The following is a 12,946-nucleotide window of genomic DNA, read 5'->3' as shown; positions in this document are numbered from 1 at the left end:
ATTCCTTAATCCAGGCACTCGACAGCCATGGCCGTAGCTTCGCCGCCACCGATGCAGATTGCCGCGACACCGCGCTTGAGGCCTTTCTGGCGCAGGGCCGAGAGCAGGGTCACAAGGATGCGTGCGCCCGATGCGCCAATCGGATGCCCCAAGGCGCAAGCGCCACCGTGAACGTTGACCTTGTCGTGGGGGATTTGCAGCTTGCTCATGGTGACCAGGCTGACCACGGCAAAGGCTTCGTTGATTTCAAACAGATCGACATCGCCCATGCTCCAGCCAGTCTTGCTCAACAGCTTGCGGATCGCCCCCACCGGTGCCACCGGAAACAGCCCAGGCTCATCGGCAAACGCGGCGTGACCATGGATCACCGCCAACGGCTTGAGCCCACGCTGCTGTGCTTCACTCTGGCGCATCATGAGCAAGGCTGCCGCGCCATCGGAGATCGAACTGGAGTTGGCCGCCGTCACCGTACCGCCTTCGCGAAACGCTGGTTTGAGAGTGGCGATCTTGTCCAGCCTGGCCTTGGGCGGCTGCTCGTCGTCAGTGATGGTTTTTTGTTCCTTGCCCACGGTGACCTGCACCGGGACGATCTCGGCACTGAAGCTGCCAGCCTTGATCGCCTGCTGCGCACGGGTCAGCGAAGCAATGGCAAATGCGTCCTGGGCTTCACGGGTGAAGCCATTGGCCTCGGCGCAATCTTCGGCAAAAGTGCCCATCAGGCGACCCTTGTCATAGGCATCTTCAAGGCCGTCGAGGAACATATGGTCAAGAACCCGGCCATGGCCCATGCGGTAGCCACTGCGCGCACGGTCCAGCAGATACGGCGCGTTGGACATGCTCTCCATGCCGCCGGCGATCACCACTTGCACGCTGCCGGCCAGCAGCGAGTCATGGGCAAGAATCGCCGCTTCCATGCCTGACCCGCACATCTTGTTGAGGGTGGTGCAACGCGTCGACTTATCCAGCCCGGCGCCCAGTGCAGCCTGGCGGGCCGGGGCCTGGCCGAGGCCTGCGGGCAGTACGCAACCGAACAGCACTTCATCTACTGCGTCAGTGGCGATACCGGCGCGCTCGACAGCGGCGCGAATCGCAGCGGCGCCCAGTTGCGGCGCGGTCAGGCCCTTGAGGTCGCCCTGGAAGCCGCCCATGGGGGTGCGCACGGCGCTGACGATAACAATCGGATCGTGGAGCTGAGTCATGACAAATCCTCCTTACTTGGCCGCCATGCGCAAGGCACCGTCGAGACGGATCACCTCGCCATTGAGCATGCTGTTTTCAATGATATGCCGTGCCAGTGCAGCGTACTCGGCCGGTTTGCCCAGGCGTGGCGGGAACGGTACACCGGCCGCCAGCGAGTCGCGGACCTCTGGGGTCATGCCAGCCATCATCGGCGTTTCAAAAATGCCCGGGGCAATCGTCATCACCCGAATGCCGAAGCGCGCCAACTCCCGTGCGGCAGGCAGGGTCAGGCTGGCAATCGCACCCTTGGACGCCGCGTAGGCAGCCTGGCCGATCTGGCCGTCGAAGGCCGCCACCGAAGCGGTGTTGATGATCACGCCGCGCTCCCCCTCAGCATTGGCCTCGGACTCAGCGATGGCTGCCGCAGCCAGGCGCAGCAGGTTGAAACTGCCGATCAGGTTGACGTTGATCACCTGGGCAAAACTGGCCAGGGCATGCGGCCCGTTCTTGCCGAGAATTTTCTCGCCACGTACCACGCCTGCGCAGTTGACCAGCCCATGCAGGCCGCCAAACGCCGCAACGGTCGCTTGCACGGCCGCTTCGGCGGCTGCTTCCTGGCTGATATCCGCCACCACGCTGCGCGCCTGCGCGCCCAGTTTTGTGGCCTGGGCCGCCACGGCCTCGGCATTCAGGTCCACCAGCATCACCCTGGCACCAGCGGCCACGAGCATTTCGGCAGTCGCCGCGCCGAGGCCCGACGCGCCGCCGCTGACCATAAATACCTTGTTTTCAATCTGCATCATTGTTTCCTTAAAGAGGGTTCAAGCCGTGGTCGCTGCCTGGACCTTGGCGATTTCCTGGTTACGCAAAATAAAACGTTGCAGCTTGCCGCTCGGGGTCTTGGGCAAGTCGCTGACAAATTCGATTTCCCGTGGGTAAGCATGTGCTGCCAGGCGCTTGCGCACATGCTGGCGCAGCTCTTCGGCCAACTCGGCGTCGGCACGGTATTGGCTGTTGATGACCACGAACGCCTTGACCAGCTCGGTGCGTTCCGCATCCGGCTTGCCGACCACCGCCGCTTCGACCACCGCCGGGTGCTCGACCAATGCACTTTCCACATCGAACGGCCCCACGCGGTAGCCGGAGGTCGTGATCACATCGTCACTGCGCCCGACAAAACTGATACTGCCATCGGGATTGAGCTCCACGGTGTCGCCGCTCAAGTAGTACTTGCCAACAAAAGCCTTGGTCTTGACTCCCTCGTAGCCGGCGAACCAGCACATCGGCGACTGCTCGCGGTCGATCGCCAGGATGCCCGGCTGGCCGGCGGGCAATTCTTGATAGTTGTCGTCCAGCACCACGATGCGGTGCCCCGGCGAGGCAAAGCCGGCGGAACCGACATGCACCGGGTGCTCCAGGCCATGGTGGTTGCACAGGACCATGCCCAACTCGGTCTGGCCGTAGTGATCATGGATGGTCACGCCCAGGTTATCGGCGAACCAGCGAATCACTTCCGGGTTCAGCGGCTCGCCCGCGCTACTGACGATGCGCAGCCGGCCCTTGATCGAGCGCGCGAACTGCTCGCCGCCGGCAATCAACAGGCGGTAGGCCGTGGGTGAGCCGGTGAGGTTGGTGATCCCGTATTTGTTGATGACCCGGCAGGTGCTTTCGAGGGTAAACGGACCATCGTAGAAGGTGATCGGATGGCCCATGGACAACGGCCCGGCCACGCCGAAATAGATGCCGTAGGCCCAGCCTGGGTCGGCGACGTTCCAGAATGCATCTTCAGGGCGCAAGTCCACGGCGTCGCGGGTGTAGCTCTGGAACGCGACCAGGGCCTTGAGCGGCACGGCCAGGGCTTTCGACGGGCCGGTGGTGCCGGAGGTGAACATCAGCAGGAAGGGATCATCGGCGCCCAGCAGGACCGGCTCGCAAACATTGGAATAGTTGGGCAACTCGGCCCAGAAGCTGAAATCGCCACGCACGATACCTTCGCCCTTGGCACCGGCCACGGTAACGATGGTCGGGCAATCGGCGACTTCGGCCAGCTTGCTGCGGTTGCCTGCGTCGGTCACCACCAGTGCCGCACCGGAACTGTTCAGGCGATGCTCGATGGCCTTGGGACCGAACGCGGTGAACAATGGTTGATAGACCGCGCCGATGCGCCAGGTGGCGAGCACCGTCACCAGCAGTTCGGCGGTACGCGGCAACAGGCCGGCAACCTTGTCGCCGCGCTTGACGCCCTGGGCCAGCAGGAAGTTGGCCAAACGTGCCGCCTGGTCTTGCAGGTCGCTGAAGGTGGACGTGGCGCTACGGCCATCCTTGCCCTCCCAGAACAAGGCAATCCGCCCCGGCAGCGCGTGCCGGTCGCAGCATTCAATGCAAGCGTTGAGCCCTTGCAGGTGGCCGGCCAGTGCGGCCTCGACGGTTTGCTGGTAGTTGAACTGGGTGGTAGCAGCCAAATAATCGCGCATCGTGGCAAATCCCTGTGTCTTTTGTTGTTTTTGGGGGCGTGCTTTTGCGGGGTGAACCTGCGCAAATAGTGGCGCCAGAGCGGCACAGGGACAATGGTCAAAGCTTTCAATGTGGCTGACTGGTTTGGCCAATGACGCCTGGCAAAAACGGCTCCGTCATAGAGGCCGACAATCATCCAGTCAACGCAAGCGATTGGACGCCCTGCCCGCCTGCTTCTAATCTGAGGGCCTGCGCCACCGAAGAAGCTCCTCGATGATTGTTCGCCCCAAACCCAATCTGTTCGGCATCCTGTTCTCCCTCAAGGGCTCGATTGCCAAGCGTATTGCCCTGCGCAGCCTACTGGTCACGCTGCTGGCCTCGGTGATCGTGCTGGTCGAGACCCTGCATCCGGCCTATTTTTCCAAGGTCAACGCCACGCCGTTCACGTTGCTGGGGTTGTCGCTGTCGATCTTCATGAGCTTTCGCAACAACGCCTGCTACGACCGCTGGTGGGAGGGCCGCAAGCAACTGGGGCAGATGATCGTTGAGATCCGCTCGCTGATCCGTGAAACCCAGGTGTTCACACAGCCTGGCGAGCGTGAAGGCCTGTTGCGTGGTTTGTGTGGTTTTGCCCACGGCCTGGTTGCCCGCCTGCGCCACGAAGACGAGGCCCGCGCCATCAAGCCGTGGACCCGCGTTGAGCCCAGCCACCCGAACCTGCCCGACAGCATCCTGCAATCTCTCGGCGCGCACTGCTCAAACGCTGCGCAACAGGGCCGGATCAGTGACTGGCGCTACACCCAGCTGGAAACCCGCCTGGTGGGCCTGAGCCAGGTGCAAGCCGCGTGCGAGCGAATCAAGAGCACGCCACTGCCCTTTCCCTACACCCTGTTGCTGCACCGCACCATCTACCTGTTCTGCATCCTGCTACCGTTTGCCATGGCCGAGCCACTGGGTTGGCTGACGCCGATTTTCACCGCCATCGTCAGCTACACCTTCTTTGGCCTGGATGAGATCGGCGATGACCTGGAAGACCCGTTCGGCTTCGACGAAAACGACCTGCCCTGCAATGCCATCGTGCGTACCCTGGAGCGCGAGATCCTTGCGGCGCTGGGCGAAACCGAGCTGCCCGCGCCCCTGGAACCCGTGGACTACGTACTGACGTGACACAGGTTTGACACTCGCCGGTGTCTGACCGAAGCTGAGCACTTTGCACTAGCTGCCCAGCTTTCGGACGCCTGCATGTCAAAGTCACGCCGTTACGCGATCATCGGCCTGAGCGCCCTGTTGTTTGTCGTACTGATCATTTGGTATTTCTCCCGCATTCCCAGCGTGTCTGTCCCCCCGGCTATTGCCCACGGTTACTCCAAAGCAATGAAACAGGCGCATAACGGTGAACCTGGCGCGGCGCGGGTGCTGTATCAGCAATTGGCCCGGCCGGACCTGTCCGATGTGCGCCGCGCGGCCCTGCACAGTGAGCTGCACAACTACCCAAGCCCCCAGGCATTGAAACTGGCGGACAAGGACCTGAGCCACCCGGCACCACTGGTGCGCCAGGCAGCCATTGCCAGCATCGTCGGCCTGGTGCCCAGCGGCCAGCGCACCTTGTTGCTCGGCCCCTTGCTCGACGATGACGAGCAAAGCGTGCGGTTTGCCGCCGCCAATGCCCTGTTGGGGCTGTCTCCCGACACCCTGGGCCTGTACTTCGGCCCCTTGCAGCAGGTGCTGGATGAATATGTGAAATACCTCAAGTCCCAACCCGAAAGCCCCGAAGGCTGGATCCAGCTGGCACGCCTGTACATCCACAGCGCCCTGTTGCCCGAGGCACAGCATGCCCTGGAACAGGCCTTGCGCCTGGACCCGGAGAACCTGCCAGCCGTGGTGGCGCGCATCGAGTTGCTGGATAAGCAAGGCAAGGTCGATGATTCGCGCCAAGTGCTGGCGGCCCAACTGCAAGCCCATCCCGAGTCGGCCTACCTGCAACATGCCCTGGGCATGTGGCTGCTGCACCATGGCGAGCGCGAGTACGCCCTGCTGGGCCTGTCCAAGGCCGTGGAACTGGAACCCGACAATCAGGATTACCGCTACGACCTGGCCACCACCCTGCATGATCAGGAGGAGTTGGAAGCCGCCCAGCGCCAGTTGGAAGAAATCGTCCAGCGCCACCCCGCCAACCGCAAGGCCCGGGTACTGTTGATCAACTACTGGAAGGAAAGCGGCCAGTTGCAGAACGTGCAGGTGCTGTTAGCACAGCTGGAACAGCAAAACCCCGACGATCCGGCGCTGCAACAAGGGCTTTGAAGCGCTCAAGCGGTTAAGAACTGCGCGCTGGATTACACATTTGATAGAAAACGTTGAACCGCCCCATAGCCCAACGGTCAAGTGAATATGGCGTGCCTTAGCCGGCACGCCCCTCCATTTGATACGTGACCCGAGGGCACTTCTTGTCTACATCCAAAGAGCTGTTCACAGCAAAAGCGGCCACCGGCATCGAAGGTCTTGATGACATTCTTTGCGGGGGCCTATCGCGTAGCCACCTGTTCCTGCTCGAAGGTGAACCCGGCACCGGCAAGACCACCGTGGCCCTGCACTTTCTCCAGGCCGGGGCCAAGGCCGGCGAACGATCGCTGTACATCACCCTGTCGGAAACCGAGCGCGAGCTGCGCCAGGGTGCCAAGTCCCATGGCTGGGACCTGGACGAACACATCCACATTTTTGAACTGACCCCACCGGAAAGCCTGCTCAATGCCGAGCATCAGCAAAGCCTGCTGTACTCCTCCGACCTGGAGCTGGGCGAGGCCACCCGGCAGATCTTCGAAGTGGTGGAACGAGTCAAGCCCACCCGCGTGGTGATCGACAGCCTCTCGGAGATCCGCCTGCTGGCACAAAGCTCATTGCGTTATCGCAGGCAAATCCTCGCGATCAAGCACTACTTCGTGCGCTACGACGCCACCGTGCTGCTGTTGGACGACCTGACCACCGAGTCCCTGGACAAAACCGTACACAGCGTTGCCCACGGGGTGATCCGCCTGGAAGAACTGACCCCCAACTACGGCGCGGAGCGGCGCCGTGTGCGGGTGGTGAAGTACCGTGGGCAGAAATACCGTGGCGGCTTTCACGACTTCACCATCATGCAGGACGGCGTGCATGTGTTCCCGCGCCTGGTGGCGGCCGAGCACCGGGGCGGCTACAACCGCCAGACCCTGACCAGCGGCATTCGAGAGATGGACGCGCTGCTGGGGGGCGGTATCGAGACCGGCTCCAGCACCCTGATCCTGGGCCCGGCTGGTACTGGCAAATCGTTGATTTCGATGATCTTCGCCGCCGCAGCTGTGGCCCGTGGTGAAAAAGCTGCACTGTTCATCTTCGATGAAGAGCTGGGCCTGTTGTTCGACCGCATGAAAAACATGGGCATCGACCTGGCCGCCCTGCAAGCCACTGGCAACCTGTTGATCGAACAGGTGGATGCCGCCGAGCTGTCGCCGGGCGAGTTTTCCCACCGGGTGCGGCGCTGTGTGGACGAACGCCAGATCAAGACCGTGGTCATCGACAGCATCAACGGCTATCAGGCGGCCATGCCCGAGGAAAACGCCCTGGTGCTGCACATGCACGAGCTGTTGCTGTACCTCAACCGCCGGGGCGCGGCGACCTTCATGACCGTGGCCCAACACGGCCTGGTCGGCGATATGCAGGCGCCGGTGGATATCACCTACCTGGCAGACACGGTGATCCTGCTGCGCTACTTCGAAGCGTTGGGCAAGGTGCGACGGGCCATTTCGATCATCAAGAAACGCACCGGCAGCCATGAGTCGACTATTCGCGAGTACCGCATCGCCAGCAAGGGCATGACTATCGGCGAACCTCTCGAAGCCTTCCAGGGCGTGCTACGTGGCGTCCCTACCTACATGGGTGCTGGCAACCCGTTGCTCAAGGATGAGAGCTTGTGAGTAGCCTGCCGGCCGTTTCCGAGCGCGCGATCATTCTCGCGCCCTTGGGACGGGACAGCTCGCTGGCGCTGATGATGCTCAACGAGGCAGGTTTCAGTGGTATCGCTGCCACCAACCTGCCGATGCTTTGCGAGGAGGCGGAACAAGGTGCGGGCCTGCTCATTATTGCCGCCGAAGCCTTGCTTGGGGTCGGCCTGGAACCACTGCTGGACTACCTGCACCAGCAGCCGGCCTGGTCGGACCTGCCGATCGTGCTGCTGACTCACCACGGCGGCTGCGAACAGAACGCGTCCTCGCACCTGAGCGCCAGGCTGGGCAATATCACTTTGCTGGAGCGGCCGTTTCATCCGGTGACCTTGATCAGCCTGGTGAGCACCGCCCTGCGTGGCCGCCGAAGGCAGTACGAGGCCCGGGACCGCCTGATCGACTTGAGCCAGAGCGAACTGCGCCTGCAACGCACCCTGGAAACCCTTGAGCAGCAAGTCGAGGAACGCACCGCACAGTTGCGCACTAACGAAGAAGCCTTGCGTCAGTCGCAAAAAATGGAAGCCGTCGGCCAATTGACCGGCGGCATCGCCCACGACTTCAACAATATGCTCACCGGCATTATCGGCAGCCTGGAACTGCTGCGTCGGCGCCTGGCGCGCGGGCGCCTGGATGACCTCGACAGCCTGATCGACCTCGGCGTCACCTCAGCCAACCGCGCCGCCGGCCTGACCCACCGCCTGCTGGCGTTCTCTCGCCGCCAGTCGCTGGACTCCAAACCGGTGGAGATCAACCAACTGGTGACGGCCATGGGCGAGCTACTGCAACGCAGCCTGAACGAAAGCATCGTGCTGGACATGCAACTGAGTGGGCAACTGTGGACCGCCGAAGCGGACCCCAACCAACTGGAAAGCGCCCTGCTCAACCTGGCCCTGAATGCCCGGGACGCCATGCCGGATGGCGGCCGGCTGGTGGTCGAAACCCGTAACCGTCACCTGGACAGTGTATTCACTGCGGTCTACGGCACCCTGACGCCGGGCGACTACGTGGAGCTGAGCGTCAGCGATACTGGCTGCGGGATGCCGGACACCGTGATCAGCCGGGCCTTCGACCCCTTCTTCACCACCAAGCCCATCGGCCAGGGCACCGGCCTGGGGTTATCGATGATCTACGGCTTCGCTCGCCAGTCCCATGGCCATGTGACCATCCACAGTGTGGTTGGCAAAGGCACCACGGTGAGCCTGTTCCTGCCGCGTTTTATCGGCGAAATCACCGCCGATACACCCCTAGACCCTGCCCTGCTGCCTTTCGCCAATTGCGGTGAGACCGTGCTGATCGTCGAGGACGATCCGGCGGTACGGGTGCTGGTCAGCCAGGTGCTGAGTGAATTGGGCTATGCCTTTGTCGAAGCCTCGGATGCCGACAGCGCGCTGCCGATTATTGAATCCAGCCAGCGCATTGATCTGCTGATCAGTGACGTGGGGTTACCGGGGATGAACGGACGGCAACTGGCGGAGATAGGCAGGCAGATTCGCCCAGACCTGAAGGTGTTGTTTATTACCGGGTATGCCGAGCATGCGGCGGTGCGCGGGGGGTTCCTGGATCCTGGGATGCAATTGATCACCAAGCCATTTACGTTTGATCTGTTGACCGCGAAGGTGCGGGAGATGATTCGAGCATGAGGCGTATAAACACTGCGCGAGCATTTTCAAAGTAATGTTCGCGCAGCGCACAACGATCAGGCAGCGGGCGCACGCACATTGGCCTCCAGCACGCTGGATTTGGTGAAGACAACCTCATGTTTGTTCTCGACGATCCACTGCTGAAGTTTCTCCAACCGGACCCTATCAAGCGGATAGATGTTTGAGCGACCAACCACGGTGGGTAGCGTATTTTTTTCCGAAAGTGCGACATCCAGAGTAAATGAATTGCTGTGATAGAGAAAAAACTCTCCAGTGTCGGTTTTATGGATATAGGCCGTATGGAAATAATTTCCGCCCTCGTGTCCATACTTGAAGTTGACAATTCCAGACTCAGTGATCTCGCCGAGATCAAGTGCCTTTTTAGGGCTTTCGTCTGTAATCCCCATCAGCCGCTTATAACCTGCTGTGTAATTTGTACCACTTCCAGGTGCCTCTTTAGTTGCTCGCAGTACAGTATCGACAGCAGTCTTTGACAATTTCTTCTCTGCCGACCCAACGAGTAATGCATTCGCATAACAGATACTGTCAATAAAATCTGTTTTCGGATTGGCGCTTAAAATATCGAGGTTTTTCTGTAAGCTGGAACTGGAAATATCATCGGGCGTAAAGTTGATGGGCAGGCCATATGACTTACCTGTTTTCAGATCATAGTGAAACCACTTCCCGGTGGCCTCATCGAGTTTTGCCGTGCCCTTCATGATATCGATGTTGTTGCCCATCTTAATAGTGCCCTCGGCAACATCTGTCCTCTTAGCGATTTTGAGCACGTCAGAGTTGCGCAAGCCCTGACGCACACGTGCCACCGTCGCTCCTACCCCACGCCCTGCAGCCTGTGCTACATCCGATGAAAAACCGCCGAGGCGTCTTAATCCAACTTTTGCGCCCTTGGCTAGGGCACGACCAAAGGACTTCACCGACTTGAAGGCTTTGAAACTACCGGCAACCTTGCCAAATCCAAGGGTTGTCGCATACATGACACCATCGAAAATCACATCCCCCAGCGCCTCAAGCGGTTTGCCCTGGATCAGATGACGAATTGCCGAGGCGCCCGGAATAACCCCCAGGAAAACCTCAGTGGCCAGTCTCTTCCTGGCTTCTTCCTCATCAAAGGTTGTAACAGCCTTGGATGACTCAAATAAATCGTCAAATTGAAATGCATTAGTGGTGTGTTTCGACAGTAGCTCACCAAGATAAAGACTACGCTGACTGGTAAAAGATTCCGGCGCAATGCTCAATTCAGACTGGGGAGCCCTGAGAGCTTTATCCTGAGTTGTTTTTGGCTTTTGCTCCTCGATGCTCCTATTGACTTCTTTCTTGCCTATATCGCTGGGACGTACAACCCATTGGTCTTGTACGCCTTCCTTGAAATTGATCTTGAACTCGTCGCGCTTGCGAATCCTTCCTTGCTGTGGCGAGATCTCATAGAACTCATCATTACCGTTGCGCGTGGCTTTGATCAGTAACGCACGCTCTTTCAGTGTTTGTTCGGGAAAATGCGGCCCATGGACGACAGTACCTGTTGGCAGAGTGTTTGTCGTGCGGCTGACCTCGCCTTCGACATACACCTTGATTGCTCCATATTCAAGGTTCTTTCTATCTTCCAGGGGTAGCTGTGAGATCAGGTTCCTGGTGGATATGGCGTAGGCTCTCTCTATACCGCTCCGGTACTTGGCAAACGCTTCGATGTGCAGTTCGTCCGGCTTTGCGAGCCTGGAAAGCTTGCTGAGCATGTCATTGATAGGCACGCCGCTGTCAGTTGTGGTCCACCCTACTGGATCATTAGAGCGACCGGACAGGTAGAGATCGAGGAGTGAGTAGTTGCCGACGGGGTCGGTGGTCAGTGAAGGGGTCAACTTGTAACTGTCTTGCGTCACAACATGACTGGTGATGCACTTTCTTTCAAACGGGATGTGCTCTCCAAAGGTCTCCCTCAGTACTTTTAACGCAATACTTTTCTGTGTAGGCATTTCGGTATTCAGCGCCGCAGGAACCTGGCTCAACAGGTCTCGTTTTTCAGCCATCATTTTTTGCGCAGACTCAATTTCCGATGACGAATGGTTACCTCTCTCGATCTTTGGCAGCACCCCATTGATCTCCCCCCACTCACTGAGCACGGCCTTGAGCGTTTGACTCTGAATCAACTCGTCTGCGGCTGAAATCGGATCGTTTGCATCTCGTGAAACCACCTCCACAAAGGTCATCCTAGTACTGGCACCGGAGCTTTGCGCCTCAATCCGCGCAACCGCAGCCTTGAGGCTGGCCCACGCGATAGAGCCATAGGTCACGCTTTGCGGAATATCTTTGACCAGCAGTTCGGGTGCCACCCGGGAGAGCAGCAGATGAGCCGCCACTGGGGCCATTTCCATTGTGGTTTTGCGTGTACTGCTCAAGTGATCAATCAAGCCCTGTTTGATTGTCGCCAGAGGTCGTCCGTAGTGTTGGTCCGCAGCCAGGTTGAACCCCGCCACATGGTTTTTTTTCGGGTGAAACACACTTTCACTATCCAGCGTAGTGGCAATGGCCGCGAGAACCCAGTCCTGGTTGCTCGTCGTGGTCGAGAGTGCCCCCATCTTTTCCTGCAAGGCTTTACCCAGCGCCTTAGCCTTGGGCGAATCAATGATCTGCTCAACGATCCACTCAGGATTACGCATGGTATTGGTGGACCAGTGCAGGTTATGACTGAGGTAACCCAGGGCTCCTGATCGTCTGAACTGGTCCCCCAAGCCAGGCAGTCGCAGGTTATTGTGAATGACATGGCTATAGGTCAGCTTTTGTTTATCGTTCTCAAGCGGAACACTCCATGAAAGTGCACCACCGAAGTTGCCAAGGCGCACCGTGGGCAACTTCGGAGTGCTCAGGACACGGATCAGGTTGGCAAGCTCATCCTCGTTTTTGGGCACCGTCCAGCCACTGTTGCCGATGAATGCCTCAAGACTGACGGTATTGGTTTCGTGTGCTTCCTTCAGTTGGGCATAGGTTCCCTGAGGATGAACTGGCAAAGTGGTGTTCTTCAAATACTCATCAAGCCGCCGTGATCCGTTGCTGGGAAAACCCTGCAACTTTTCCAGCAGCGCCTGCTTATCCTGGCCATCCCGCAAAGCGGTGTTAGCTGAATCCAGTGCACTATCAGAACGCGATTGTGCGGTACGAGTTGTATCGCTGGGAGGTATATCCGCAAAGCGACTGTTGTGTTGCAGTTCGCCCACGCGTTTAGCCTGCATTTCCGGCGATGCGCTAAACCCATGTTCGCCATAGAAGTGGGCCACCACCGAAAAAGGTGCGGATGAGCTGGAGGTAGGTGCTGCTAACCCCGGCCCCTGCGCCCCAACGACTCTAGCAGCCTGCATCAAGGACTCCGTAGCTGCCGACCAACTGTTGTCTTGCTTAGATCCCTGTAACGTCTCACGCTTGCCGTTGATAGTACAAACTATCTGGTTGTAGCCAGGATATATATGAATGGGCTTTGAAAGATCAATTTTTTTGGTTTTTGCCCAGGTGGTAAACGTCGGACTTGTAACCGCATCATTAAAGTGCGACCACCACTTGCCAAATATCGAGTCTTTAGAAATATTATCAAGGGTCTGCGTTACCGTGCCTGTTTTAACTCCTTCCTGAAGGCCTTGGGATGGTCTGAAGTAGCCATGTATTTCCCCGGCATACCACCTAGCGCAACTTTTA

8 protein-coding genes are annotated in these 12,946 nt (G+C 59.1%); 4 read left to right on the top strand and 4 right to left on the bottom strand.

Annotation, left to right across the window (positions count from 1 at the left end; genetic code table 11):
* Window positions 1–5 precede the first annotated feature (5 nt).
* Genes KL786_RS23775 through KL786_RS23765 form a run of 3 tightly spaced genes read right to left on the bottom strand, consistent with a single transcriptional unit; the run spans window position 6 to window position 3,653 of the window.
* Window positions 6–1,199, bottom strand: a complete 1,194-nt coding sequence (locus KL786_RS23775) for an acetyl-CoA C-acyltransferase (RefSeq protein WP_215519174.1) — start codon at window positions 1,197–1,199, stop codon at window positions 6–8.
* Window positions 1,200–1,211: 12 nt separating this feature from the next.
* Entirely contained in the window at window positions 1,212–1,979 is a 768-nt protein-coding gene (locus tag KL786_RS23770; RefSeq protein ID WP_032860531.1) for an SDR family NAD(P)-dependent oxidoreductase, read from the bottom strand.
* 21 nt (window positions 1,980–2,000) lie between these two features.
* The gene (locus KL786_RS23765; RefSeq protein WP_215519173.1) at window positions 2,001–3,653 is read right to left on the bottom strand and encodes an AMP-binding protein; all 1,653 of its coding nucleotides are present in this window, start codon (window positions 3,651–3,653) and stop codon (window positions 2,001–2,003) included.
* Window positions 3,654–3,906: 253 nt separating this feature from the next.
* Between KL786_RS23765 and KL786_RS23760 the strand changes: the two genes are divergently transcribed.
* The 4 genes from KL786_RS23760 (at window position 3,907) to KL786_RS23745 (ending at window position 9,247) form a co-directional block, all read left to right on the top strand.
* Window positions 3,907–4,800: a bestrophin family protein gene (locus KL786_RS23760; protein ID WP_215519172.1), complete on the top strand. Its 894-nt coding sequence runs from the start codon at window positions 3,907–3,909 to the stop codon at window positions 4,798–4,800.
* Between the two features lie 75 nt (window positions 4,801–4,875).
* The gene (locus KL786_RS23755) at window positions 4,876–5,934 is read left to right on the top strand and encodes a tetratricopeptide repeat protein (protein ID WP_215519171.1); all 1,059 of its coding nucleotides are present in this window, start codon (window positions 4,876–4,878) and stop codon (window positions 5,932–5,934) included.
* Between the two features lie 143 nt (window positions 5,935–6,077).
* Complete coding sequence (locus KL786_RS23750; protein WP_215519170.1) at window positions 6,078–7,580, top strand: ATPase domain-containing protein; 1,503 nt, start codon at window positions 6,078–6,080, stop codon at window positions 7,578–7,580.
* Window positions 7,577–9,247: a response regulator gene (locus KL786_RS23745; RefSeq protein WP_215519169.1), complete on the top strand. Its 1,671-nt coding sequence runs from the start codon at window positions 7,577–7,579 to the stop codon at window positions 9,245–9,247. Before KL786_RS23750 ends, KL786_RS23745 begins: the two co-directional genes overlap by 4 nt.
* A gap of 56 nt (window positions 9,248–9,303) precedes the next feature.
* Here KL786_RS23745 and KL786_RS23740 read toward each other — a convergent pair whose 3' ends face one another.
* Window positions 9,304–12,615 carry a DUF8038 domain-containing protein gene (locus KL786_RS23740; protein ID WP_215519168.1) on the bottom strand — a complete coding sequence of 1,104 codons (3,312 nt, stop codon included), beginning with the start codon at window positions 12,613–12,615 and terminating at the stop codon, window positions 9,304–9,306.
* Window positions 12,616–12,946 lie beyond the last annotated feature (331 nt).

The sequence above is a fragment of the Pseudomonas sp. TAE6080 genome, from assembly GCF_018732265.1.
Taxonomy (GTDB): Bacteria; Pseudomonadota; Gammaproteobacteria; order Pseudomonadales; family Pseudomonadaceae; genus Aquipseudomonas; species Aquipseudomonas brenneri.
Note: the sequence above shows the minus strand (reverse complement) of the source record. Positions and strands in the feature narration are given on the sequence as shown.

Coding starts and splice junctions, on each gene's coding strand:
- KL786_RS23760 (WP_215519172.1), top strand. CDS start 3,907: ATGATTGTTCGCCCCAAACCCAATCTGTTCGGCATCCTGTTCTCCCTC.
- KL786_RS23765 (WP_215519173.1), bottom strand. CDS start 3,653: ATGCGCGATTATTTGGCTGCTACCACCCAGTTCAACTACCAGCAAACC.
- KL786_RS23770 (WP_032860531.1), bottom strand. CDS start 1,979: ATGCAGATTGAAAACAAGGTATTTATGGTCAGCGGCGGCGCGTCGGGC.
- KL786_RS23755 (WP_215519171.1), top strand. CDS start 4,876: ATGTCAAAGTCACGCCGTTACGCGATCATCGGCCTGAGCGCCCTGTTG.
- KL786_RS23740 (WP_215519168.1), bottom strand. CDS start 12,615: ATGCAGGCTGCTAGAGTCGTTGGGGCGCAGGGGCCGGGGTTAGCAGCA.
- KL786_RS23775 (WP_215519174.1), bottom strand. CDS start 1,199: ATGACTCAGCTCCACGATCCGATTGTTATCGTCAGCGCCGTGCGCACC.